Annotated in this window: 18 protein-coding genes; 9 read left to right on the top strand and 9 right to left on the bottom strand. The window is 36.2% G+C overall.

Annotation, left to right across the window (positions count from 1 at the left end):
- The first annotated feature begins 2 nt into the window (after positions 1–2).
- The 3 genes from EHQ16_RS13435 to EHQ16_RS13425 all read left to right on the top strand — a co-directional run bounded on the left by EHQ16_RS13435 (position 3) and on the right by EHQ16_RS13425 (position 2,969).
- On the top strand, positions 3–1,571 hold the full coding sequence (locus EHQ16_RS13435) for a hypothetical protein (RefSeq protein WP_135633784.1): 1,569 nt from the start codon (positions 3–5) through the stop codon (positions 1,569–1,571).
- Positions 1,572–1,725: 154 nt separating this feature from the next.
- Positions 1,726–2,100: a DUF1304 domain-containing protein gene (locus EHQ16_RS13430; RefSeq protein ID WP_135601337.1), complete on the top strand. Its 375-nt coding sequence runs from the start codon at positions 1,726–1,728 to the stop codon at positions 2,098–2,100.
- Positions 2,100–2,969 carry an RNA polymerase sigma factor gene (locus EHQ16_RS13425; RefSeq protein ID WP_135633787.1) on the top strand — a complete coding sequence of 290 codons (870 nt, stop codon included), beginning with the start codon at positions 2,100–2,102 and terminating at the stop codon, positions 2,967–2,969. Before EHQ16_RS13430 ends, EHQ16_RS13425 begins: the two co-directional genes overlap by 1 nt.
- On the opposite strand, the gene EHQ16_RS13420 is transcribed toward EHQ16_RS13425, so the two are convergent.
- The gene (locus EHQ16_RS13420) at positions 2,937–3,833 is read right to left on the bottom strand and encodes an AraC family transcriptional regulator (RefSeq protein WP_135633790.1); all 897 of its coding nucleotides are present in this window, start codon (positions 3,831–3,833) and stop codon (positions 2,937–2,939) included. The genes EHQ16_RS13425 and EHQ16_RS13420 overlap by 33 nt on opposite strands.
- 146 nt (positions 3,834–3,979) lie before the next feature.
- Here EHQ16_RS13420 and EHQ16_RS13415 point away from each other — a divergent pair, with 146 nt between their 5' ends.
- Positions 3,980–4,828, top strand: coding sequence for an NAD(P)H-binding protein (locus EHQ16_RS13415; RefSeq protein WP_135633793.1), 849 nt, complete (start codon positions 3,980–3,982; stop codon positions 4,826–4,828).
- A 48-nt stretch (positions 4,829–4,876) separates the two neighbouring features.
- Here EHQ16_RS13415 and EHQ16_RS13410 read toward each other — a convergent pair whose 3' ends face one another.
- Both EHQ16_RS13410 and EHQ16_RS13405 read right to left on the bottom strand, forming a co-directional pair.
- Entirely contained in the window at positions 4,877–6,052 is a 1,176-nt protein-coding gene (locus EHQ16_RS13410) for a YncE family protein (RefSeq protein WP_135633795.1), read from the bottom strand.
- 93 nt (positions 6,053–6,145) lie between these two features.
- Entirely contained in the window at positions 6,146–6,556 is a 411-nt protein-coding gene (locus EHQ16_RS13405) for a DUF5329 family protein (RefSeq protein WP_135633798.1), read from the bottom strand.
- Positions 6,557–6,789: 233 nt separating this feature from the next.
- Between EHQ16_RS13405 and EHQ16_RS13400 the strand changes: the two genes are divergently transcribed.
- Positions 6,790–7,461, top strand: coding sequence for a TetR/AcrR family transcriptional regulator (locus tag EHQ16_RS13400; protein ID WP_135633800.1), 672 nt, complete (start codon positions 6,790–6,792; stop codon positions 7,459–7,461).
- On the opposite strand, the gene EHQ16_RS13395 is transcribed toward EHQ16_RS13400, so the two are convergent.
- Genes EHQ16_RS13395 through EHQ16_RS13385 form a run of 3 tightly spaced genes read right to left on the bottom strand, consistent with a single transcriptional unit; the run spans position 7,458 to position 16,355 of the window.
- Positions 7,458–9,119, bottom strand: a complete 1,662-nt coding sequence (locus EHQ16_RS13395) for a sulfatase-like hydrolase/transferase (RefSeq protein ID WP_244242082.1) — start codon at positions 9,117–9,119, stop codon at positions 7,458–7,460. The genes EHQ16_RS13400 and EHQ16_RS13395 overlap by 4 nt on opposite strands.
- Positions 9,100–11,256 (bottom strand): transglycosylase domain-containing protein, encoded by a 2,157-nt coding sequence (locus EHQ16_RS13390; protein WP_425269956.1) that lies wholly within the window; start codon positions 11,254–11,256, stop codon positions 9,100–9,102. Before EHQ16_RS13390 ends, EHQ16_RS13395 begins: the two co-directional genes overlap by 20 nt.
- A 29-nt stretch (positions 11,257–11,285) precedes the next feature.
- Positions 11,286–16,355, bottom strand: coding sequence for an alpha-2-macroglobulin family protein (locus tag EHQ16_RS13385; RefSeq protein ID WP_135633802.1), 5,070 nt, complete (start codon positions 16,353–16,355; stop codon positions 11,286–11,288).
- Between the two features lie 146 nt (positions 16,356–16,501).
- On the opposite strand from EHQ16_RS13385, the gene EHQ16_RS13380 reads away from it, so the two are divergent.
- Together EHQ16_RS13380 and EHQ16_RS13375 are read left to right on the top strand one after the other, a co-directional pair.
- Complete coding sequence (locus EHQ16_RS13380) at positions 16,502–16,936, top strand: hypothetical protein (protein WP_135635470.1); 435 nt, start codon at positions 16,502–16,504, stop codon at positions 16,934–16,936.
- Between the two features lie 43 nt (positions 16,937–16,979).
- Positions 16,980–19,358, top strand: coding sequence for a PAS domain-containing protein (locus tag EHQ16_RS13375; RefSeq protein ID WP_135633804.1), 2,379 nt, complete (start codon positions 16,980–16,982; stop codon positions 19,356–19,358).
- On the opposite strand, the gene ahpF is transcribed toward EHQ16_RS13375, so the two are convergent.
- The 3 genes from ahpF to EHQ16_RS13360 form a co-directional block, all read right to left on the bottom strand.
- Complete coding sequence (gene ahpF, locus EHQ16_RS13370) at positions 19,344–20,903, bottom strand: alkyl hydroperoxide reductase subunit F (RefSeq protein WP_135633806.1); 1,560 nt, start codon at positions 20,901–20,903, stop codon at positions 19,344–19,346. The two genes, EHQ16_RS13375 and ahpF, sit on opposite strands and share 15 nt — an antisense overlap.
- Positions 20,904–20,947: 44 nt before the next feature.
- Positions 20,948–21,511, bottom strand: coding sequence for an alkyl hydroperoxide reductase subunit C (ahpC, locus tag EHQ16_RS13365; RefSeq protein ID WP_002979255.1), 564 nt, complete (start codon positions 21,509–21,511; stop codon positions 20,948–20,950).
- 107 nt (positions 21,512–21,618) lie between these two features.
- A complete protein-coding gene (locus EHQ16_RS13360) occupies positions 21,619–22,536 on the bottom strand; it encodes a hydrogen peroxide-inducible genes activator (RefSeq protein ID WP_135633808.1) in 918 nt (305 codons plus the stop codon).
- Between the two features lie 92 nt (positions 22,537–22,628).
- Here EHQ16_RS13360 and EHQ16_RS13355 point away from each other — a divergent pair, with 92 nt between their 5' ends.
- Together EHQ16_RS13355 and EHQ16_RS13350 are read left to right on the top strand one after the other, a co-directional pair.
- Positions 22,629–24,554 carry a SpoIIE family protein phosphatase gene (locus EHQ16_RS13355; protein ID WP_135633810.1) on the top strand — a complete coding sequence of 642 codons (1,926 nt, stop codon included), beginning with the start codon at positions 22,629–22,631 and terminating at the stop codon, positions 24,552–24,554.
- Between the two features lie 5 nt (positions 24,555–24,559).
- The gene (locus EHQ16_RS13350) at positions 24,560–25,297 is read left to right on the top strand and encodes a LytR/AlgR family response regulator transcription factor (protein ID WP_135633811.1); all 738 of its coding nucleotides are present in this window, start codon (positions 24,560–24,562) and stop codon (positions 25,295–25,297) included.
- Positions 25,298–25,420: the final 123 nt, after the last annotated feature.

The following is a 25,420-nucleotide window of genomic DNA, read 5'->3' as shown; positions in this document are numbered from 1 at the left end:
CGATGAAACAACTTATAAATTTCGAAAAGAAGTTTTTTTTACTTCTAACTCTATTCACGATTCTAATTTCACTTAACAACTGTAAACTGAAATTAAACAACCCCAAAGATCCAATGTCCCAAAGTTTTATGGAAACATGGTTATGGGAGTCCTACTTAAATAGTCTTTGTTCTCCGAATTTGCAAGGAACGATACGACTAGGCTCAGGTGCAGGACAAGTTTATTCTTACGACCTCTTAAAATTGAAAAATGGAAATCTTGTTGTTTTTGGAGCAGCTGGAGAAGCATTGCTTTGGAATGGCTCCAATACTGGAAAAAATTATTCTTATACCGTAGGTTCTCAATTTTTTGTAGCACTCATCAATGGAAAAAACTTTCAAATTGAATGGTTGGATTATTTAGGAGTGACTGGTTCAAGTTTTAATAGTGGTATTTCACATACGACACATCTAGCGGAGTTTGCAAACGGTGATTTTGTGGTGAAGGCCTATGTGAATTCTGGACAAAATTTACCGACTCCTATTTCAGAAAAATATAATGAAGACTCTATGTTTTTTGTACGATTTGACCAAAATGGAAATCGAATCTGGCAAACGTATTTAGACAAAAGTAATGAAGCTTTGGACGACGCATATTCCTCAATCGTCGTTGACCAAAAAGATAATGTTCACTTTTTTTTTGGAACACTTAGTCCATACTCAGATACAATCGGGTTTGTTGAATTCGCACCACCAGAACAAACATCCTTAGGTGGAAGCATTATAGAAACTGGTTGGGCAATCATTAACGGGAACGGAAATCCCATTCGACAAAAATACATTGTGGGAGATCCGAACATCACTGTTTCGATTCGATCTGCGGTCTTAGGTCCATTTCAAAACATCCTTTTGTCTGGTGTTACTACTGGAAATATTGCTGGATTTTCTGGACATCCATATCCGAACAACGGAGTCCTCAGACCTTTCACCATCAACCTTTCTGCCGAAACATTTGCAACCACTAACGTAAGTTACTTGGGATCAAACGATCAAACACAAACAAATGTAATTTTGACTTCTCTTATCTCTGGTGAAGATGGATTTTTTGGAGGAGGATTCTATCCTGGAAACTTTGGAAATCCTATTTTACCAGCCGCAACTGATGGCTTCCGTAGTTTTCTATTTTTTAAAACGGATTGGTTGGGGAATCCTCTTTGGCATACATTTGTCAGTACGGAAAATGAAGCAGTTTCCGATGTATTTCCTTCAATCTCCTTTATGTCTGGAAATCAATTTCGAGCAAAACTACTCGGCCCAGAAACAAATAAACGTTACTCGAGCCTTGGCCAGATTGAAAACGGACCAGGTACCAATGAAAATCAAAGTCTAACCGTTCGTTTAGATCAATCAGGTAAATTCACAAAGGCTTATTATGAAACCAATGCCACAGGTGCAGCCTATCCTGTGGGACTTGAATCCAAAGCTTGCGAAGTTTGCCAAGGGCGATTGGTTCGTTTGGATACAGTCATTCAATTCCCAAGTATGACCCGCTATGTAGAAATCTCAACTCGTCCCGTCAGTGAGGAACCTTAAAGGGTTCCTCCAATACATACCCACCTAAACCATTCCGGTAGAAAGCCAGTTTCAGAACAAAACTAGCGGAATTTTCTCATTTTTTTCTTCCCATTTTGTCACAAACGGTAAAATCAATTGTCCCAATAGAAAAACCGTTCTTTAGGAGAATGATATGAAGATTCTTTCCGTAATCCTGACTGGATTTGTTGCTGTTGAACATGTGTTCATTTTGGTATTGGAAATGTTCCTTTGGAAATCAGAGTTTGGTATGAAAGTATTCCAACTAACACCCGAAACCGCAGAGATCACTGCTAAGCTTGCAAAAAACCAAGGTCTTTATAATGGATTTTTAGCAGCTGGACTTTTTTGGGCTTTGTTTTTCATCAAAGACCAAACACAAAAATTCCAAACCATTTTGTTTTTTCTCATTTGTGTGGTAGTGGCAGGGATTTATGGTTCGGCAACTGCTAAGTTTTCCATTTTGTTTTCACAAGGCTTACCAGCTTTCCTTGCTCTAGTCGTTCACTACGTAGCTAACAAAAAATAATGATCGAAGATCCGCATCTTTTACTATTAGAAAGTTCACTTGCTGGAAAAACAAATGCTTTGGAAGAACTCATTCAAATCTTCCAACCAAAGGTTTTTTCTCTCGCTTTGAAATTTTTATGGAACCCGGAAGATGCGGAAGACGCCACCCAAGAAATTTTGGTGAAAGTGATTACGAACTTAGGTGGATTTAGGAAGGAAAGCAAACTTTCAACTTGGATCTATCGAATTGCCAGTAACCATTTGATCAATGTACAAAAATCAAAAATGGAACGAAGGAAAGTACATTTGCGGGCCATCCGTGAAGAATTACACCGAACACAAAAACCCTACCAACCTCCAGTTGAGTTTCCAACTGTAACCATGGATGAAGAATCCTCTCCGCCAGTTTCTGAACTTGTTTTACATGTCCAGGTAGCTTGCACCTATTCCATGTTACAAGGTCTTTCTAGGCCTTACCGAATGGCTTATCTTTTAGGAGAAGTGTTCCAAACTTCCAGTGAAGAAGGAGCTCTTGTGATGGGAATTCGTCCTGAAGCCTTCCGCCAAAAGTTATCTAGATCTAGAAAACAAATGGAATCCTTTCTTGGAAAAGAATGTAGTCTTACAAAAGCGAATAACCAGTGTAAATGTGAAAATCGAATCGGTTATGCCACAAGGGCCGGAAGGATCAAATCCTATCTCAAACTTTCAGAACAAATGAAATTAGATGGGAGATGGAAAGAAACAAAACCAATGATGGCAGATACTTCGAAAATTAGGAAAGCAGCTGAGGTATTTCGCAATCACCCCGAATACTTGCCTAAAAAACATCAGTTAGAAAATATTCGCACACTTTTACACAACTCGTTTCCACTCTCTGCTCGGTGAATTTCCATAAATTCGTTTGTATGCTTTCGAAAAAGAAAAAGCTGACGCATAACCTACATTTTGCGCTATTTCTTCAAGTCCCATATTCCCCTTTTGGAACATTTGTTTTGCTTTTTCCATTCTGAGTTTTGCTAAGTATTCCATTGGCGGGATTCCCAAGACATCACGGAACCGGCTCGCAAGATTGGCACGAGACACACCTGTTTCTTTCGCGAGTGATTCAATCGTCCATTCTTTATGATATCCGTTGTGTAATTTTTCTAAGGCATACAAAACTAAAGTATCATGAAATGCTTTGATCCAACCTACTTCGGATTTTTCATGATTGTTTAACCACATCCGTAACATATAGTATAACAAAATATCAGTTAACCTTTGGACAATTAAATCTGTTCCGAGATTGAGTTCTAATTCACGCGAAAGAATTTGAATGATATCTCCGAGAGCATGGTGGGCTTCGATGGTTTCGTATGGGATATGGATGTATTCTGGTAGTTCCAAAAAAAATGGATGGATGGGTCCTTGTGGCACTTCATAACGAACCGAAACAAAGGTAGTAACCGGATTTTCTTTTTTGATACGGATTTCTTTATCACCGAGAAATCGTTCAATGGTGACAACTTTTGCCTTGGGATCAGATAACAATTCGTGATTGGTTCCCCTGGTAATAAAAATCAAATCCCCTTTATGCAGAGGGATCATCCTTCCATCAATTCTCGCATAACAGCTGCCTTGTGTTACCACATGAAAACCCCCACTTTTTTCGCAAGGGAAGTGGAACCCAAAACTATCAAAAATTTGTCCCTTGGAAAGCAGGTCGTTTTTCCAACCGGCTGAAGAAAGAATTTCAGAAAGTAGATCCATACCCTTTTATCCCAAAATCCTTCCAATTGTCCACCGAATTATACGATTGGATATTTTTTTAATATTTTATGACATAGACAGTATAGGAATTTTGAAGTAATCTAGAAGAAGAATAACGGATCAATTTCCGAAATCAAGGATCGATTATGAAAGTATTTGTATATGGCGGCTCAGGACTCGTAGGCGGACATCTCGTAGAAGAATTAGTCAAAGGGGGCCACGAGGTGTATGCCGGTTCTCGCAAACCAGAATCTCAAAAAAGCTCCGCAAACTTACATTGGGTGTTTGCCGATTCTAGCGAACTTACCAAAGGATTGGAAGTTTTGGAAAAAGTGGATGCTGCTTATTTTTTAAGCCCTCCTGGCCAGACCAACCAATATGAAATCCTTTCCCCTTGGATCGAAAAAGCAAAACAAGTGGGTTTAAAAAAACTTGTTCTTATGACGGCAATGGGTGTGGAACATGCACCACCAGAAGCACCATTTCGCAAAACAGAGATACTACTCGAAGGAGCGGGGATTCCTTGGAATATCATTCGTCCGAACTGGTTTATGCAAAACTTCCATACCTTTTGGATATCTGGAATCAAACAAGATGGAAAAATTTATTTCCCAGGCGGAAATGCTAAAACAAGTTTCATTGACGCAAGAGACATTGCTTCCGTTGCCGCTACGCTTTTGACAACTACCAAAAATCAAAACCAAGCTTTTACTTTGACGGGACCTGAATCGATTGACCACTTTGAGGTGGCAAAACATTTAACAAAAGTAAGTGGGAAAGAAATTGGTTACGTAGATGTAGATCCAAAAGTATTTGAATCTTCTCTTGTATCAGCTGGTCTTTCCAAAGACTATGCAGCATTTCTTGTGATGATTGCCGGTGCCTTAAAAGAAGGATTCTCTGCTCCTATTTTAGACACCGTAAAAACGCTTACAGGAAAAGAGCCAATCTCTTTTGCTCAATATGCAAAAGATTTTGCAAATGCTTGGAAATAAAATCTCATCCTATTTCGGAAAATTATATTTTCCAAAATAGGATCCAGTTCAATCCGCTATTAAGATGCGGTTGGCAGCTCCGCCAGCCACATCTTCCAAAATATTTCTAAGCAGTAACTTACGAAATGGTAAAAATGCAGACCCACTGACATTGATTTGGTTTTTGTAGAATTTTTTGGTAGGTATGACTTTCTTTTGTTTTAAAGTGATGGGATCATAAATATGAAGACCTGAGTTTCTAACCCAAACGAGTTCTCCCTCTTTCCAAAATCCCAATTTATGACCGTGAGTTCCCCACTTTGATTTTTTCACATCACTCAGATTGTCTGTATTGTACATCCGAACTTCGCCAGTATCAGCTGCTGCCATATACAAATACTTTCCGTCTTTGGAAAAACTAATTCCATAAGGAGTGGAGGGAATGAAAAATTCTTGGAATGAGTTTGAATCGATCTTATACAAATAACCCACTGGGTTTCTTTTTTCATATTCTTCAGCATAGGCTGCAATGACCAATTGATTTGATTCAGGATGGAATTCAGGAGTGTATGGATAAAATTTTGATTTATATTCCTTTAACTTGATTAAGTTCTGATTTTGAATTTTATAAATCAAAGCAGTAACATCTACAGATTCTTTATCTTTTAAGTCAGCATCCACAGAAAAAACAAAATAACCAGTGTTACCTTCCGCAGAATACCCAATCTGTGCGCTTTGGGCAAAAGATTTTTTATCGGTTTCTGGAATTTCATAAATCTGTTCTACCACATCAATTGTGTTTGAGGATAGATCCCATCCCATAAAAAAATATCGTTTTGCCCGTGTTTCTTTGTCTTTGTTTTCGATTACAAAACCGGCGCGGTGATTTCCTTCATCATAGAATAAAAAATCATAAATGGTTAAAGGCAAACGTTTGCCAGTCGTTTCTATTTTACCTAAAAACTCAGTTGGATGGGAAACGAAATAAGTTTCCAGAGGGACGGGGCGATAAATTTTTTCTTTGGATGTTAGATCATAAAAATACAAACCGGGTTCGTCAAAATCAGCAGTCCGGCCTAAGTAAATCCACTTCCCTCCATTCACAAAGAAAGGATTGTTCTCTTCCACAAATGTTGGTCGGATATTGAAATCAGTTTTATAGAAAAATTCGGATTCTAACTTTTGAGCTAAAAGTGAGAAAGTAAAGAATAGAATTGAAAAATAAAAAATTGAAAATCGTATCATAGATTTCTCCTGTCTTTTGGCACGGAGCAATACAATATAATGTTTCTATTTTTTTACAACCCTTGTTTGTCATTTTTTTTCAGAAAAACAATCTTACATACAAGATTCTATTTTACCTAATTCGGCAAGTAACCATTCACTCGATTTAATTTCCTTACCATCAAAAAATTTGATTTGGTAAGGAGTTCCTGTAAGAAATGATTTAGTCGCAATTTTTTCAATAAATAGTTTAGCAGTCCATTCTTTGGGATCGGGAGCAAAGAAGGATTTTTTTGCTTCTTCTAGTTTGTACCGTAAGTGTTTTTCTGCAGCTTCCGCGGAATGAGTTTCTCCATTGCGGATCAAACTTCCTTTCAGTTTCCCAACTCCTACCAAAAGTTTTTCAATTTTTTGTTCCTCAGTGAACTTAGGACAAGAATTTGGTTTTCCATTTAAAAACGAAACGTTGGAACCCAGGAAAATAAAAACAAAAAATATGGTTCCAAAAGAGTGAAGAACTTTCATAAATACATCCTAATTTATCGATTTGGCAGAAATCAGAATTTTACTTTATCTTGTATCGAATTTTGATTCTTGTATTTTGTTTTGTATAGAAAGATTTAAATAAATCTTAACAAAATTTAAGAATTTTATGACTATAAGTCACGTATAAATGACTCTTAGTTGCTTTGAATTGACCTATAGTCAATAAGCATTTTTTTCTAGCGTAATTTTTTGGATTTTCTCATATTGGAGGTATGAGCCGCACACCCGTTGCAGAACGTTCGCCAAAAAAAAGAGCCGTATTGGAAAAAGACAAACTTTCCAAACGTGCATCCATTCTCCAATCGGCGGCCTTTCTTTTACAAAAAAAAGATTGGGCGGAACTCTCAATGGATGAAGTTGCCAAACGAGCGAAAATTGCAAAAGGTACTTTATACTTATACTTTCCGACAAAAGAAGACCTTTGCCTTCGTGTACATATAACCGACTATGAAACCTGGTTTTTAGACATGGAAAATTTTCTAACAGAAACAAAATCCATTGATGCAAATTTGTTTGCCAAATGGTTTGTTGACTCCATGGATCGTCATGTTCGATTTTTAAAACTCCTTCCTATTGTTCCTACGATCTTAGAAAAAAATGCCAGCGTAGAAACCATTCGAGAATTCAAACTTAGTTTAAAAGAACAAATTTATAAAATTCTACCTCTTCTTTGCCAAACCTTTCCTTTTATGAATGAACAATCTGGGTTTTTATTTTTGATGCAATGCCATGCCTTAGCCGTTGGATCTTGGTCTCATGGTTTTCCTTCCAATCAAGTGAGAGAAGCAGTTACAGACAACGGTTTAGATATATTTGTTTTAGATTATAAAAGTTTTTTAAGAACATCCATATTAACATTGTTAAATGGTATTCGAACTATCTAACGAATCTCCGCATGTATATGATCCAAAACCCTTTGTTTCAATTTAGGATCAGTTACTTCTCTTCTTTTTTCCTCTGCAAAATCCATTTCTAATAACAAATCTCTATCACTATGATAGATGTATTTTTTTTCATTTGTGATCCATGATTTTTGAATTTCTGAATTCCAAGTTTTTAAAACCAAATCCAATTGATAATTTGATTTAAAAAAATTTGTTTGTTTTAATTGGTCTCCCTGCAGAACGTTAGGTGCAAGCAAATTCAGAATGGTATTTTTAAAATGAATGGAACTTCCAGATTTCGGAATATATATTTGTCCCGATTTGACAAAATACAATAAAAAAGGAACGTCTGTTTCCTGATTGAATAAAGAATAGTTATGAGCATGGGCTCCTTCTTCCCCAAAAGATTCGCCGTGATCGGCAGAAAGAATGACTATCGTATCCCGGGAAAAGTTTTCTTTTAAGTAAGATATAATTGAATCCAAAACCTCGACATCTTCCAAAAGAGATTCCATATAACGATCAAATGGTGATTTCCATTGGCCATCAAATTTTTTTTTGGACACAAAGTAAGGACTATGTGTTTGGCTTAATCCCAAAAACAAAAAAATCGGTTTATTTTCTTTTTCAGAAATTTGTTTGATCGAGGGAAGTATTACTCGGTCATCCATTCCCCAACTAAAAGAAGAATGAAGAGATCCATATTTTTTTTCTAATTCAGATTTATCCAAAACAACTCCAAAAATTTTTGGAAAGAACTGTTCCATCCCTTCAAAGTAAATGGACTGCGTATAGATCATCTCCGTCTGATAACCATATTTTGTTTCTAGTAATTTTGGAAGACTAGAGTCTAATAGAGAATCATTCAGTTGCATACGTGTGTTAGAAAGTTGTGACTCTCCTGTCATCCAAGTAAAAAGACTTTTAGATGTATGTGGCATAGGGATCCAAAAATGAGAACCACTTAACTTAGAATAATCGATGTAACGAGATTTTAATTTACTTAAGTGTTTTCTCGGAACCCCTTCCAATAAAACTAAAACTATATTTGGTGTACCAGTGATGGATTGTAATTCTGTTTTAGGTCGGCTGGTCGAGGTTAAAAGATTAGGATTTTGAATTGTGTTCGGGCTGACTAAGTCAGATACACAACGGAAAGAAACAAATAACAAAAGACAGAAAAGAAACTTAACCCAATCCTTTTTCAGATCCAAAACTTCTTGATTCAAAATCAGATAGTATCCAATCACCAATCCAATCCATTGCCATAGGTTCCATTGGTATAAAAAATTGGGAATGTCTGAATATAAAATAAAAAGGTGATGGAAAAAATAAACAACAAGGGACAGATCCAATGTAGTTTGGTATACCTGTTGGTAACCAAGAACCATTACAAATAAAGTCCAAAGAACCAATCGATTCAATAAATACTGATTTGATTTTTTAATTTTCTCCTTCTTTTGCAAAAAGAAATCTAAAACCACTGTAAGGACAGTAAATGTAGTGATTAAATATCCATGAAAATAGAACCAAACATGGAATGAAAATGTACTAGGGCCTAAAAAAATATAAATCGTAATATACAATAGTAAGTTGGAAAGATTCTCTAAAAACAAAGAACGAAGTGAATTACCCAACTTATTTAACTTCGAAATCAACAGATGCCTTCTTCATTTCTCCATCAAACAATACTAGTGATTGTTTACCTCGAATGATAGGCAAACGTAACTCACCGTTTGAGGATGGTTTTAGTTCCTCTTTGTCATTCCAAATTAATTTTGGGTCTTTTAAGGTTTTGATTTCTCGAATTCGAACAGGGATACTTTGTGTTTCTTTTTCATAAGATGGATGGTATAAAAATATTTGTCCCATTGAAGGATAAACAAAACCCACACCTAAAACAGATCCAGAAGATTCTTCTTTATGTTTATCGCATGGCTCGGGAAATATTACTTTTTTTCTAACTCGGAGGACAATGGAAGGGCAATTCATTTGTGCTAATTTCCCAGTGAATCGACAAAAATTTCTAGTTTCCGTTAAATGGGCATGGTATTCAAGTTTTGGTTTGTCTTTCATCAGACTGCGAAAAATATTTTGAACAATTCGTCCGGCTCCAAAAGAACCGGAAACATCCATGGTTCGTTCTCCAGAAAAATTTCCAACCCAAGCACCCACCACATAATTTTCATTAAACGCAATTGTCCAAGAATTTCGGTAATCTTTCGAAGTTCCTGTTTTTACAGAAACAGGAAATGGAAAATCCAAATAACTCCTTCGTCCGAAAGCTCTCTGCCTTAATTTAGGATCTCGCAAAACAAATTTTAATTCTTCTGCAGTTTCTGGTGAAAATAATTGGGTCGAGTCACCAAAGTATAATGGTTGATTATCAATTTTTCCTAGTCGAATTTTGGGGAGAATTCCTTTGAGTGGGAATGACCCATAAGCACGAGTTAGTTGAAGTAAACTTGTTCCACCCGCTCCCAAAGCAAGCCCCGGCCCATAAAACTGAGGGGATTCTTTTAAATGTTGAAATCCTGCAGATTGCAAAAAACGATAAAATGTATTTACTCCTAATTGATTGATCGCAGTCACAGCCGGTATGTTCCGCGAGTTTCCTAAAGCTTCTGCTAAGGTGAGATCTCCCCAATACCGAAGATCTGCATTTCTGGGAAGGTAGTTCCCTCCTTGTCCTAAAGAAAAAGAATATTTTTCATCAGAAAAAATCGAATTAACTGAGTAGTACCCTTTATCAATAGCAGCTGCATATAACAATGGTTTTAACGTACTTCCTGCATCTCGATAGGCTAAACTGCCGTTTACCATTCCATTTCCATCTTCAAAAAAATTTTTGGATCCAATCATTCCTTTGAGTTCTAATTCATCTTTTTTACCGGGAACCCGTTCCAAAACAATGGCAGAAGCATTGGAAACATTCCATCTTTCCAAACCTTCCAATTCGGAATTCACGATGGAATGTAATTCGGAGTTCAATTCTGAGGATAAGGATGAAACAAATTCTTCTGATGGTTTTGAAATCAAAATGCGGATCCAATTTAAGAAGTGTTGGTTTTCTCCTTTCCATTGTTCTGAAGAATTAATTAAGTTTGGTGTGACAAATCCAACTTTTAGTTCGTTTGGATTCTCTAACTTTGGGATTGAATATTTGATTCTATCTCGGAGGTTGTTATAACGAATCGAAAGTTCTTTTAATTCGGGTTTATTCTTTCGTATCAGAACTGTAAGATAAACAGTTTCTTCAATCGACAAAAAACGAATATGTTTACCAAATAATAAGAGTGATGCGGAAGGAAATCCTGCTGTATTCGCGTAGATGGAAACAGAATTTAAGTAAGCTTCCAAAATTTCGGATTTGGATAACCAAACTTCGTACCGAAGTGCTTCCAAAATTTCAAAACTTTTTCGGAACAAAAAAGGATACGAACGTATCTCCGGATTTTGTATTCGTACGAGTTGCATAGTGATGGTAGATGCACCTCCCCGTTTACCGTTTGAAAATAAATAAGAACCAAGGGAGTTGATACCTGCAAATACATCCACTCCATGGTGGTCATCAAATCGTTTGTCTTCAGCAATTTTTAAAATTTCAGGAACAAAGTCTGGGTATTCGCGAATACTTTCCCAATCTTGTTTGGATTGGTTTTTGTTTTTTCCTCTACCAATCAGAGTACCTTCTTTCGTAAGGATACGAACTGTTGTGTGGTTTTGAAAGGATTCAAAAGAAATTGGTCTTAATAAAAAAACGATTAGTGGGACAACAAAGATTCCCACTAACATTGAATATATTATATATTTTTTTACAGAACTCACTCCACTTTCACTCGGATGGTGTTGGTATTTCCATAAAACTGTGGATGATACATCAAAAATGTTTTAGAGGCTGGCATAATGGAATTCCCTTTGGCAACTGGCCTGAGAATGTAATTAAATTCCGTTTCACCTTTTTTTATGTAATCTTCCGAAAAGATAACACGATCATCTCGATATTCTTTATATCCGCCGTAATAAGTAATTGTAACATCTGTATCTTCGGCATCTGATTTTTTTTCGGTCAAAAACGAAGTATTTACAATTTCGGTATTACTTGGAATAGGATCCACAATCATTCCGAACGCTTGGTCCAAATTACTAAGTATCTTTACTTTTACAAGATAGGTAGAGCCACGTTCTAGGTTTGTGACTTCTTTTAAGATAGGTTCTCCATTGGAATTTCTTCCGTCGATTCGATACAAAGTTTTTCTAATTTCAAGACCATTAAACTTTTGTGTGGTGGTATCTTTTACCGGAACATACATCAACCTAGATTGAAAATAAAGTCTTCCTTCTGAACTAGTTCGTTTAAATAGTAATGGTCTACCAGAAGGATCCTTACTATCGAAAAGTCGGTCAAAGGTAATTTCTTCTTTGTATATGGAATCTGAGGAAGATGAAAAAGACTCATCTATTAAAGTTTTTTCTCCAAAGATCGCCTGGCCTTCTGTATCGGAAGAAGTTGATTCGAAACGATTCCTATATTCTGCCAAGGCAAGAGCAATGGTTCCAACACTGTGACTGTCTGACCAATACTGTTTTTGCCTATCCAACATAATCGATTTTACCAAATCAACAATCCTTGGATTTTTTGAATCTACTTTCAATAACAATCGTAAATAGTTACCAAGAACTGTTGAAGAACTATAATACGAATAATAATAGGATTCATCTGCATTTTTTTTCAACGGTTTGAGAGTGAATAATTCTTTGTCATATACTATATAATTTGTATATTCAGCGAATAATTTTTTAAACACAGGATCAGAATCAGAAGATTCCAATTTATGGGTTTCAGCATAAGATGTAAGAAAAATTCCGCGAGATTTTAAATTCAATTCTTCGAAATGATCGACCAATGTTTTTTCTAAAGAATGGATATCTTTTTTATCTTTCGCAAGAACAGAGTAAATCAAACTCAATGTTTGATAGGAATGAATCGAAGTTTCCGTAGGATTTTTTACATAATTTTGTAAGTATTGGATGGCTAAATCATAAGCCTTGGGATTCGATCTTTTTCCTTTGTCTTTTCCCATCTGCATTACCGAAACAATATAAGCAGTTAAATAAGGATAACCAGTCCGACCATGTCCTTTCCAAACTTTAAAACTACCGTCAGAGGTTTGAAACTCAGACATCTCATCTAAAAACAATTTTTCAATTTGAGTAAAATCATAAGAATCTTTTGCCGGAGCTTTGTATTGAAATTCTTTTAGTAACTCACCCGCACTAAGAGAAAGTAAATAAGCAGAAGTCCTTTGTTCCATACAAAAATAAGGATTGGATTCATAAAAATCAAACGCTGATTTTAAGGCTGTGAGAGCCGTTCCCGACATTCGGATGTCCAAAGATCCTTTGTTGAGTAATATAGATTCTTTTTTCGGAAAAGATATTAAGGTTTTGTGTTCCGAATCCGTATAACCAGAAAACTGAACGGAGGTTACAGGATCAAATTCTTTGATTGGCATCGTGACAACGAGTGAATCACTGAGGTCTAATTTTTTTAAGTCGGCAAACTCTGCACCCGTTTCTGGTTCCACAGAAATTTGATAGGATAATTGGATATCATCTTTAGGTTGGCTTTGTTTCAGTTTGATATATTGTGATTCGGAAATTTGGAAGGTTCTAAGGACTTCCTTGGTTTGACCCGCTGCAAGTTCAATCGAATTCCAACCTTTGTCTTCGGATAAAAATTTTGAATCGATTTTGTATTTAAATTTTCCTTTTTTCTTGGTGTTATTAGTAATACTACCACCTAATTCTAAACTATCGCCAACACGAATGAACCTTGCTACCGTTTTTTGTAGAACCAGGTTCTTTTTAACAATAAATTCAGAATTGGAAGCTCCAAATTTTCCATTGGCAGAGGAAGCCACCATCACCCTAAACGTAGTTAGGTTGTCTGGTAAAACAAAACTTAAGTCGGCGTTTCCATTACTATCGGCAATCACAACTGGATTCCAATAAGCAGTATAACGAAAATCTTTCCTTGCCCCAGATTCGGATTCTGCAGAGAACCCACCACCTGAGTCTTCGCCGTAATCTCCTCCAGGACTATCACCTTTGTTCTCGTATATATAATGTTTGATGATCATACTACGAAGTTCAAAGGTTTTGACAATATTATACCAATATTGATAGAACATTTGGACTGGGCTTTGGAAGGAATAACCCACCAAATCCAAAACACCTCGATCGGCAACTGAGACAGTCAACTCTGCTCCAGGATTTGTTTGGATTGATAGTTTTACTTGTTCTCTCGGTTGGTATTCCTGTTTGTCTGTTTTGATCACTACAGGTGCCGTTCTAGAAGCCAAATTAATCTTTAAAGTGACTGATCCCGTTTTTGCTTTCGGAGCACCTAAGTCTTGTTCGTTAAATTCTTTGATATCATCAGAGGAAAGGCCTTCGGGAACCGGCAACCTTCCTGATAACATAACAACATTGACATCCACATTCGGGAGATAGGACTCTTCAATTGGAATTTCAAGAGGTGCACTATTTCCTTTCATCAAAAATGATTTTTTGAAATATACAGAATCTCTTTCTACAGTCACAATCACTCGAGAATTCTGAAGTGGAGATTTGATTAGAATTTTTGCCTTATCTCCAATTTTGTATTCTTGTTTATCGGTACGTAATTCAATGGAGTCGTCTCCACGAAAGTCCCAAGTATAATATGATTCCTTTTCGTAAGCATAAAAATCAACTCGCGAAAAAACCTTATCCTTATTCAAAACTAAAATAGTATAACTACCTGGATCTTTTGCACGATAATCGAAAGAAACGCCTTCGACTTTCGATACCAACTTTTTAACTTCCACAATTTTTTTCGTTAGTTGGTTGCTACGAAAGAAAAATTTCCCAAGACCTTTAGACAAAACGGAAGTCCAATCATTATAAATGATATATGCTTTTAGTTCCACACCGGCAACAGCTTTACCTTGTAAGTTGACAGATACCGCACCAAATTGAAATGGTTTATCTAAAGATTGGTATCTATCATTACATTTTAAACCAACATAAGATTCTGATGGGTTGTAAGGGATACTGGAAGACTTGGTGACTGATTTTCCGTCTACATCAAATACGGAAGACTCTACCACTAAATTAAAAGGATCGGCAATTTCTATATCTTCGCCATCAGTCACAAACTTACGAGTTAAGTTTTGAACGGGGATATCTAAACTATATAAACCTTTACTGTCTAAAACTCCTTCCGATCCAGTTATATAATCTGAATTACTATCAGAATATTCATCCTCATAATCATACCATGTATCCGAAAAATCGTAATTCGAAAAAGAGTCAAAGTTGATATATCTTTTTCTTTTTAATACCGAATAACTGACCTTTGCTCCTCCCATTGGAGCCCCAAACATATACTTACCTTCGACAGCACCTTTTACATTTTGGTCTCTGTTAACAGCATTTGCCAAATTCACATTCACCATAAAATTTACGGGACGGAACTCTTCTACTTGGAAGGTATCATAAGTTACAGAATAGGATTTGCCAGGAACGTAAACCGAAACTGAATAATGACCAAGTGGTGCATCTGAAGGAATCGTATATCCAGCGTATACGCCGCCCTGCCCTGTAGAACTTAAATTTGTATTGGATATATCCTTTCCGCGGGAATCACGAATTTGTAAGTTTACCGATTTAGAAGCATAAGGAACTAGACTTCCATTTTTTCGATCAGCAAGGACTGCTTTAATTTCTACTCGATCACCCGGACGATAAAGTTTTCGATCAAAGTAAATTTTTCCTTTTACATTATTTTCTGAATAATAGTCACTATAACCGTCAATATGTGTTTCATTAAAATGAAGAAAGGTTTTATCTCCAGAAGAATCTTCTGCAATTAACACTGATTTTTCGAGAGATTTTGTGTCATTGATTGTCGGCAAAGTACAATGACCATCTTTATCCGTTTTACAAGTCCCACGAAGACTGCCTTTCTCATACAAACTCATATTTGTATTTGCGACTGGCTCTGCTTTTGATAGAGAATGTACCCATACATGGAGGGTATTAGGATCTAATTTTGTTGTGATTCCTAGATTAGTCGATTGTAAAAAAATGGATTCTTTTTTGAATTCCTCTTTGTTGTTTTCTCCAATGACTTTAGCACCTAACTGAAAAGCAATCCATGCCTTAGTGTTTGGTTTGGAACCGAAATAGGGATCAATATCCATCCCTTGGTTTCCAAAAGAGTTCACTTTGATCCCCGACTTCCATACTGTTTTTTTCCAATTCAGTTGGCTTTCAAAATCATAATAACGATTGCCTAGTGTTGCCACTGCATTCACTAAAACAGGGATAGACAATTCTGCAGAACGAATTTCAAATTCAGGGACATTCGAAATAGAGATAGGAAGGACTTTGTTTAAATTGGATTCAAAAATATTTTCCCGTGATAAATAGAAGGATGGTTTTTTTGCCATCACGGGAAGTTTGAAACTAACTGGTGTCTCTAAGAAACAATCGTTCTCTGCATAAAATTTTCCAATTTTAATTTCATAAGCAACACCTGGATCAAAGTTCCAATGATCTAAAGAAAAATCACGACTTACATAATCGGAAAATTCTGTTTTTGGATTGGACGGTTTGGGTAAAATTTCTACTGCGGAAGCGAGTTCTTTTAAGTTGGTATCTTCTGATACCAAAATTTGGTAGTCCCAAAGATCCTCTAAGTATTTGAGATCTGTTGTGTCGAGTTTGACTTCAATGCGACAACTACTTGGAAAAATGACTCGTTTGATGGATCGAAAAAGTCCAGTGATGGAATTACAAGAGCCAAGGAAAAATAATAAACTAAAAGCCAATACCAACTTACGCATGAGAACTCCGCAATTCGAATGTTCTCTGTTCTATGATGGACACCTCCTCTTGCCAACACTTTCCTGAATGAAATGGAAAATCTTTCCATATTTTTTTAAATCTATCGGAATTTTCGCTATGCTTTTGGTTTTTTGCAATTTGATTGATGACGATGTCTCTCATTCAAATCAAAAAACAATTTTTAGAATTAAAAGCACCTGAATCGTTTCCGGTTGGAAATTTTAAAGCAGAATGGATTGGCCCCAAGTGGTTCCAAACGGGTGCTAGTTTCAGTTTGAATTTTATGTCGTTTCGGCACTGGTGGGGGAAATCGTTTGATGGCTCAGAAATTGCCTACAATTTGTTTTTACCCCCTAACAAAACCGAGTTCCAAATGCGTTATCCCATGAATTTATCCATAGGAAAATCAAAAATTGACGAAAAACCAAGCCTCATTCTGGAATATACCAAAAATGCTCCCTTTCCTTGGCCATTCTTCATTGATGAATTTCGGATCCTCAACCAAACGGACTTTCTGGGAATGAGTTACAACAAATTCACCCCCAAATTAGCCCTCCCATTTCTTATTAGAAAATCATAATTTAGTTAGTAAATTCCCAAAAATTTTTCGTCGAATGGGTGGTATGCAAACTCCTCCTCCTTCATTGGAAATGCAAATTCTCTCCGCCATGGAGGAGGTAGTTTTTTCGGCTAGTTTTCCTGAATTAAAAATTATTTATGTCAGTCCTTCTGTGGAAACTCTCAGTGGGTATCCCATTGATTTTTTCAAACAAGAATTAGGTGCTTGGTGGAAAATGATCCACCCAGAAGATACACAGATAGTCAAACAGGCGCTAGATTCGTTAAACCAAAATGATAAGTTTCGAATCCGATACCGAATCCTAACAAAAGACAACCAAATCAAATTTGTTCAAAGCCAAGGTCGATTGATTCGAGATGAATCCGGAAAAGTTTTACGATTTGATGGAATGGTCACAGACATTTCTGAATTACTTTTTTTACAAGATTTTATCAAAAACGAATCTTTAGACATAAAACAACTATTACTCGAAAACAATATACTTTTTAATGGAAGCCAAGATTCCATGTTTCTTGTGGAAATCATCGATACGGGAGATTTTGTAATCCGCAGAATTAATTCTGCTTACGAAAAAGCTACTGGTGTCTCACAAACTTTGATCCAAGGCAAAACTCCCATTGATCTTTTGGGTGAGGTGTTAGGTGCACCTATTATCAAAAATTTTAGAAATGCCATAAAAGCAAAATCTACAATTTCCTATGAAGAAAGTATACCGATGCCAGCGGGCACAAAAGTTTGGACTACAGCTCTCACTCCTATCGAAGTTGATGGGAAATTTAAATTTATCATTGGCGCAAGTAAAGACATTACAGAACAAAAACGTGCAGAAAGTGCACTAAAAGAATCTAACGAACGCTATGCCTTAATTTTGGAAGTTAGTTCTGATGGTTGGTTTGATTGGGACCTAACAAACGATTCGGTTATTTATTCGAGAAGATGGTGGTTAGAATTTGGTAACGATGAAAAACCAGAAAATGTCCAAATCAGTTATTGGAAAAGTTTAATCCATCCTGATGATCAGGAGTGGGTATCCGAATTTTTAGATAACATCATGCATTCACAAAGAGAAACTTTTGAGTTTAGTTTTCAAATGAAAAAAAGAAAAGGAAATTATGCTCATGTTTTATCTCGATGTTATATCCAAAGAGATGCCTCCGGTAATAAAATTAGAATGGTTGGTTCCAATTCCGATCTTACTGAAATCAAAAAGATAGAATATACTTTGCGAAAAGCAAAAGAAATGGCTGAAGCAGCCAACTTGGCAAAAGGTAACTTTTTGGCCAATATGAGTCATGAAATTAGAACCCCACTCAATGGAATCATTGGTTTCACAGAACTTCTATTACACGCATCACTTACCGACGAACAAAAGGAATATTTACGAAGTATTTACCTATCTGGAAAAAGTTTGTTATCTTTAGTGAATCAAATCCTAGATTTTTCAAAAATTGATTCGGGTAAAATGGATCTGGAACTGATTAGTACAGATCTCATCGATTTAGTCCGGTCAACGGTAGATCTTTTCCAAATTTCAGCAGCTTCTCAAGCCATTCTTTTAAAACTAAATTTAGATCCGGCACTCCCTAAATTTGTTTCTTTAGATCCTTTACGTGTGAGACAAGTGCTTTCCAATTTAATTGGGAATGCAATTAAGTTTACTCATGAAGGAGAAGTAGTAGTTTCTGTAAAACCAATCAAAGGGTCTGATGATATTATTGATATTGAATTCTCTGTTGCTGATACCGGAATCGGAATTGATATCAGTTCACAAACAAAACTATTTGATTCCTTTTCGCAAGCCGACACATCCATCACAAGAAAGTATGGAGGAACGGGGCTTGGTCTCACTATTACAAGTGAACTCATTCAAAAAATGAATTCCCATTTACGATTCGAAAGTGAACTCGGGAAAGGAAGTACCTTTTATTTTGTATTAACCTTACATGTAAATTCTTCAGGATCTGTATCTTCCAATTTATTTGAAGAAAAACAATCAACACCTGACGAATCCATCATCGTCGAAAACAATCTGATCCAAAATGATATTTTAATAGTGGAAGATAATGATTTAAACAAAAGATTACTATCGAAAATGTTATTAAAAAGATATCCCAACATTCAATTGAGATATGCTGTTGATGGAGCTGATGCCTTAAACCAGTTCCAGAAAAAAATACCAGACCTTATTTTTATGGACTTACAAATGCCGGTGATGGACGGTTATACGGCATCTGTTGAAATTAGAACCTTAGAAAAAAAATTAGATCGCAGAACTCCCATCGTCGCATTGACAGCGGGAGCTTTTTTTTCTGTGAAAGATACGGCGATGGAATCGGGAATGGATGACTTTCTAACCAAACCGATTTCCTCCGTCGATCTTTATAATACAGTGGAAAAATGGTTATCTTCAAGCCGCGTGTAAAAGATATTCAAAAGCACTAATCGCAGCCTTTGCACCTTCACCCATCGCAATGATGATTTGTTTATAAGGTGTGTTTGTCACATCCCCACAAGCAAAAATCCCATCCACATTGGTTTTACATTTTTCATCTACTAAAATTTCTCCAAAACGATTGGTTGCAACCAAATCCTTCACAAAACTACTGTTTGGTACAAGTCCGATCTGAACAAAAACTCCTTCCAACGGAATGGTTTCTGATTTTTCAGAACTCCTATCTTTGTAAATAAGACCTGTTACTTTTTCTGTATTCGTTTGGATTTCCATAGTTTGGGCTTTAACTAAGGTTTTGATATTGGAAGATGCCGCAACCTTATCCAGTAACACCTTATCCGCATTGAGTTTATCACCAAACTCAATCAAGGTGACTGATTTTACTATCCCACTGAGATCAAGAGCTGCTTCCACACCAGAGTTACCACCGCCAACCACAGCCACATCTTTGTCTTTAAAAAATGGGCCATCACAATGAGGGCAATACGCAACACCTTTTCCCACAAATTCTTTTTCTCCTGGGACACCAAGTTCTCGCCATTTAGCACCGGTAGAAAGAATGATCGTTTTTGTAAGAATTCGTTCCCCTGTATTTAAATGAATGGTTTTCAATTTCCCTGGTTCAATTTTTAATACACGAACATTTTCTTTTTTACGAATTTGATTTTTCTCTAACTGTTCTGACAATACATTCGTAAGTTCTGGCCCAGTTGTATAAGGTATCGAAATGATGTTCTCAATTCCTAAAGTGTCTTTAACTTGACCACCTAACCTATCAGCAATGACAAGGGTGTTTAATCCTTTTCTAGCCGAATAAACGGCAGCCGTTACACCGGAAGGCCCACCACCAATGACAGTTACGTCATAAATTTCTGTTGGATTTGTAATTTCAGAATTTTCGGTTTTGGATTCGGGAATGGAATACAATTCTAAAAGTTTATCAAAAATAACCGAAGCTTCTGCCTTTCCAGAAAGAAAACGTTTTCCATTTAGAAAAACTGCAGGAACACCTTGGATATTTTTTTCTTTCACAAGTTCAGGATACATAGCTCCATCAATCATATTGTGAGAGATAGAAGGATTTACCAATGAGAAACTGTTAAGTGTCTGCACCACTTCAGGACAGTTATGACAATCTAAAGAGATAAATGTTTCAAAATGTAAAGGTTCTGTTAGTTTGGAAACTGCAGATAAAATCCCTTCTTCCAATTTAATTGGATTTCCACCGGACTGCAAAATTGCCAAAATGAGAGAAGTGAATTCATGACCCATAGGAATTCCAGAAAATTCAATTCCTGTTGGTTTTCCTTCTGCAACAATTGCAAATCGAAGGCCATCATTTTTATCGTTTGAATTTTCTAAAGTGATCATAGAACTGAGTGATACGATATCGTTTAAAAATTCTACCAACTCCCCTCTTTTTTCATGATCTCCCGAAAACAAACGAATGTTTACCGGATTTTTAATTCTTTCGAAATATTGTTTTACTTGTTCCTTTGTTGATTCATCTAACATAATAACCTCCCGATTTAGGCGGGTTTTACCCCGCCTAATTTAGTTTAGATTTTTCCTACCAAGTCAAGACCTGGCTTCAAAGTGGAATTACCTGGTTTCCATTTTGCTGGACAAACTTCGCCGTCGTTGTTCGCAACATATTGAGCTGCTTGCACTTTACGAACTAGTTCCTCAGCAGAACGTCCAATTCCTAAATCATGGATTTCAGCAGTTTTGATCACACCTTCTGGGTTCACAACGAAGGTTCCTCGAAGTGCTTGACCATCTTCTTCAATCATAATTCCAAATCCACGAGTGATCTTTCCTGAAGCATCACCGAGCATTGGAAATTTGATTTTTTTGATTGTGTCACTTGCTTCATGCCATGCTTTGTGAACAAAATGTGTATCAGTAGAAACGGAATACACTTCCACTCCCATTTTTTGGAGTTCTGCATAGTAGTCTGCCACGTCGCCAAGTTCAGTAGGGCAAACAAAAGTAAAATCTGCCGGATAAAAAACAAATACGGACCATTTTCCAAGAACGTCTTTTTTGCTAATTTTTTTAAAAGCACCGTTATGGAAAGCTTCCGTAGTGAAGTCTGGAATTTGAGTGTTGATATTGGACATTGAATATCCTCCTTTGTTGTTAAGAAGAATATAGCCCAAATCGGATCATTTGTAAAATAAATACTATAAATGCAAAGATTTATAAAAACTATTAAGCTATTTTAGCGTTAATCTTGGTTGAGTGACACTCCAATGATTTTGAATTTTTCCTTCGAATGGTAGTCTTTTGGAATTACATTCAAAATCAAACTCGTTAGTTTTTTTAGAATTTTCGTTTTGTAAAAACCTTTTTTGTAAACCAAACTAATTTCCCTGGCCGGTTCCGGAGAATCAAAAGGAACAATTCGTTTGGAAGATGAATCTACAGACAACTTTGGCAACAAGGTAACGCCAATTCCCATATCAACCATTCGTTTCAAAGTTTCCACACTTCCACTTTCAATTTTAGCCAATGAGTTACGGTTGCAGATTTTTAAGGACTGATGGCGAAAACAATGTTCCTCACCGAGTACAAGTAAAGGATACTTTTCAATATGTTTCATGGATACGGAACTAGACTTTTCTTTGGCATCTTTCGGATAATAAACAACAAAGGGCTCATAGTAAAGCGGGTGTTCTACGATGTTTGAAACTTTTAACGGAGTGGCAAGGATTCCCAAATCAATTTCTTCCGATTCCAATTTTTCGATAATGGAAAGAGTGGGTAATTCTGAAATACGAAAGTTTACTTTCGAAAACTCTGTTTGCAAACGATTGTAAATGGAAGGAATTAAATAATTACTAACCGTTGGGATGATTCCGATGGAAATATTTCCCGCAGGTTCATCCTTCCATTGACCAGCGATCTCAAAAAGTTTGTCGGCTTCCTTCAAAGTATTTTTGGCCTGATCCACAACGGCTTTCCCTAATTTTGTGGTAATGACCGGATTTTTTTTTCGATCAAACAGTTCGAATCCTAGTTCTTGTTCCACTTTTTGAATTTGTAAACTGAGTGTAGGCTGAGCAACTAAACAATGTTCGGCGGCTTTTGCAAAACTTTTGAACTGATCCAAGGCAACAATATATCGAAGTTGGGTGATCGTCATCTAGATACTCTCCAAAAAAATAACTAAAGTGAATGGGGGATGGAAAATCAACTTGCATTATCTCTGTACGCAACCATCCTTAGCCGATACCGATGAGATTCCTCTCATTTATTTTTCCCATTTTACTTACTACAGTATTTTCGCTTTCCTCGGAACCACTAAAAGTAAGTTCCCAAAACCTGACAACTATGTCTGGTGACTGGACATTTACGTCCCAAGGGGAAACAAAACCCATCCAAGTTGGAAAAGGCCTTTCCCTCCAGGGTCTAAACCCACCAGTTCACGGGACTTACAAAACAGAGTTTTACTACGAACCAAATCACAAACCACTTGGTATCTACTTAAACCGAATTCAGGAAGTTGATAAACTATTCATCAACGGAGTATTACTCGGAGAAACAGGCGGTTTTACAGAAGACGGGTTGTATTCGCCCAATTGGTATTACAAACGTTTGTATTTTATTCCAAGTTCCGTACTCAAAGAAAATGAACTAAACCATCTAGAACTCGAAATCCACTTTCGCAACAAAACCTTTCAAGGAGGAATCTTTCGAAAAATTCCAGTTATCGGAAACTATGATTTATTACAAGAATTCATCATCAATGAAGATGGACGCGACTTTTGTTTCATCATGTTGTTTTTTGGGATTGGTGCTTACCAAATTTTTTCAATTGTTTTAAAAAGACAGGCAAAAGCAAATTTTTATCTTTTACTATCCACAATCATATTTGTTATGTGGAGACTCCCCCTCTTAAATATAAGTTATACATACACAAACTTTTCTTTTCTTTTTTGGTTAAAAGTTTTTTTCACAGCACAAACCTTACTCCCTGTTTCCATTTTCCTTTTCAGTTATTCCTTATTCCAAACAAAATTCCATTTAAAAGAACGTTTGTTAGTTTTATTTTTACTCTCTTTAGCTTTTTTCCAAACCTGGAATATTGAAATTCCAACGAGGATTTTACTTTTAAGAATTTGGGAATTCTCTCTATTGCTCGTTGTATTTTTTATTGTTCGAGGAGTCATCCGGGCAGCAAAAGAAAAAAAGGCAGAAGCATACTTCTTAACCGTAGGATTTATTTGTATCTGTATAGGTGCGACCGTTGATATCATGATCGATGTAACCTCTGGAAAAAATATTTATTTAACCCAATATGGTTTTTTAATTTTAATGATTCTTTCGGGTGTTGCTATCTCTTACCGACACGCAAAAAACGAAAAAGAACTTTCTGTTTTAACCAAAGACTTAGAAATCCGAGTTCATGAAAGAACCATTGAACTTAGAGAAAAAAACGAAGACTTAGAGCAGGATTTGTTTTTTGCATCCCAATTACAAAGTTATCTTTTGCCCAAAGAACATCCGAATACGACTGGCATTCGCATCCATACAACATATTTACCAATGAAACAAGTTGGTGGTGATTTATACGATTGGGTAGAATTAGATGACAATCGTTTGCTTTTGTTAATTGCTGATGTTGCTGGACACGGTGTTCCTGCTGCTTTTGTATCTTCTATGGTAAAAGTACAATTCCGCGAATCAACCAAAAACATCAACTCTCCCAAAGAAGTATTGGAACATATGAACCAAGCACTCACTTCACTTGTAAGTCGATATTTTATCACCGCTTGTTGTGCACTCATTGATACAAACGAAAAAACAGTTATTTTTTCTTCTGCAGGACATCCAAACCCATTGATTTACAATCGGATCAAGGGTAAATTCGAAATAATGAATGTAAAAGGCCCCATCATCGGTTGGAAAGAAACTTTTAAATATAGCGAATGGATCCACAAAATGGAAACAGGAGACAGGTATTTCTTTTTCACTGATGGAGTTACAGAAGCTCGCGCCGAAAATAAGTTGTTTGGTGAAAGCAAAATACTTGATCTTCTAGAAAGAGGAAAAAACAAGGATATAAAATCATTGTCTCAAGAAATTATTGTTCAAATCTCAAAATTCTCGGAAGAAGAGTTAAAGGATGATGTCACTTTTTTCTTTATTGATGTAACATAAAAAAAATGGACTCATCCACCTATTCAGTATTAATCATTGAAGATGAATATCCAGCTAGGATGCTCATGATGGATTATATCATGAACTGTTCGGAACTGAAACTTGCAGGCATTGCAGAAAGTGGAGACAAAGCATTAAATCTTCTTCAAGAAAAGAAATTTGATTTAGTTTTTATGGATATCAACCTTCCTGCTGTGAATGGGATGGATATTTTACGAAAAGAACACGGTAAATCTACCTTTTTCATCATCACCACTGCCTATAGCGAACATGCAGTGGAAGCCTTTGATTTGGATGCAACCGACTATTTACTCAAACCCTTTTCCTTTGAAAGATTTAGAAAATCTGTAGATAAAGCACTTCGTTTTCTTCAAGAATCAAAACAAACAAATCCATCCAAAGAAGAAAAAAAAACGCATCTCAAAATTCAATCTGATTCGGCTGTGTATTTATTACCATTACAAGACATTCATTTTATATCCGCAAATAACAAAAGTTGTGTGGTTCATACTTCACAAAAAGATTATGAAACTTCAAAATTATTAAAAGAAATTGAAGAAAAATTACCTTCTGAACGGTTCATCAGAATCCACAAAGGTTTTTTGGTTAATTTAGATTTTGTTACAAGTTTACGTTATGATAAAGGTGGATCCTATACCATCCAATTGAAAAACGAAGACGAAACTACCTTACCCGTGGGCCGATCCTTCGCACAGAATCTCAAAGAAGCTCTCAAATTATAACCCATTCCGATTTCACTCCGGAATATGTAGCGTTCATTCCAAGTTAAGTAGTTAATGAACGTTAACGTAAATTATCCATTGACCAAATGCCAAGAAATGGGATATAGATACGAACGGAGTCCA

Source organism: Leptospira kanakyensis (genome assembly GCF_004769235.1).
Classification (GTDB): domain Bacteria; phylum Spirochaetota; class Leptospiria; order Leptospirales; family Leptospiraceae; genus Leptospira_A; species Leptospira_A kanakyensis.
Note: the sequence above shows the minus strand (reverse complement) of the source record. Positions and strands in the feature narration are given on the sequence as shown.

What these genes read in the sequence shown, in the direction of transcription:
- EHQ16_RS13435 (WP_135633784.1), top strand. Translation starts at nt 3, where the DNA reads ATGAAACAACTTATAAATTTCGAAAAGAAGTTTTTTTTACTTCTAACT.
- EHQ16_RS13430 (WP_135601337.1), top strand. Translation starts at nt 1,726, where the DNA reads ATGAAGATTCTTTCCGTAATCCTGACTGGATTTGTTGCTGTTGAACAT.
- EHQ16_RS13425 (WP_135633787.1), top strand. Translation starts at nt 2,100, where the DNA reads ATGATCGAAGATCCGCATCTTTTACTATTAGAAAGTTCACTTGCTGGA.
- EHQ16_RS13420 (WP_135633790.1), bottom strand. Translation starts at nt 3,833, where the DNA reads ATGGATCTACTTTCTGAAATTCTTTCTTCAGCCGGTTGGAAAAACGAC.
- EHQ16_RS13415 (WP_135633793.1), top strand. Translation starts at nt 3,980, where the DNA reads ATGAAAGTATTTGTATATGGCGGCTCAGGACTCGTAGGCGGACATCTC.
- EHQ16_RS13410 (WP_135633795.1), bottom strand. Translation starts at nt 6,052, where the DNA reads ATGATACGATTTTCAATTTTTTATTTTTCAATTCTATTCTTTACTTTC.
- EHQ16_RS13405 (WP_135633798.1), bottom strand. Translation starts at nt 6,556, where the DNA reads ATGAAAGTTCTTCACTCTTTTGGAACCATATTTTTTGTTTTTATTTTC.
- EHQ16_RS13400 (WP_135633800.1), top strand. Translation starts at nt 6,790, where the DNA reads ATGAGCCGCACACCCGTTGCAGAACGTTCGCCAAAAAAAAGAGCCGTA.
- EHQ16_RS13390 (WP_425269956.1), bottom strand. Translation starts at nt 11,256, where the DNA reads ATGTTAGTGGGAATCTTTGTTGTCCCACTAATCGTTTTTTTATTAAGA.
- EHQ16_RS13385 (WP_135633802.1), bottom strand. Translation starts at nt 16,355, where the DNA reads ATGCGTAAGTTGGTATTGGCTTTTAGTTTATTATTTTTCCTTGGCTCT.
- EHQ16_RS13380 (WP_135635470.1), top strand. Translation starts at nt 16,502, where the DNA reads ATGACGATGTCTCTCATTCAAATCAAAAAACAATTTTTAGAATTAAAA.
- EHQ16_RS13375 (WP_135633804.1), top strand. Translation starts at nt 16,980, where the DNA reads ATGCAAACTCCTCCTCCTTCATTGGAAATGCAAATTCTCTCCGCCATG.
- ahpF (WP_135633806.1), bottom strand. Translation starts at nt 20,903, where the DNA reads ATGTTAGATGAATCAACAAAGGAACAAGTAAAACAATATTTCGAAAGA.
- ahpC (WP_002979255.1), bottom strand. Translation starts at nt 21,511, where the DNA reads ATGTCCAATATCAACACTCAAATTCCAGACTTCACTACGGAAGCTTTC.
- EHQ16_RS13360 (WP_135633808.1), bottom strand. Translation starts at nt 22,536, where the DNA reads ATGACGATCACCCAACTTCGATATATTGTTGCCTTGGATCAGTTCAAA.
- EHQ16_RS13355 (WP_135633810.1), top strand. Translation starts at nt 22,629, where the DNA reads ATGAGATTCCTCTCATTTATTTTTCCCATTTTACTTACTACAGTATTT.
- EHQ16_RS13350 (WP_135633811.1), top strand. Translation starts at nt 24,560, where the DNA reads ATGGACTCATCCACCTATTCAGTATTAATCATTGAAGATGAATATCCA.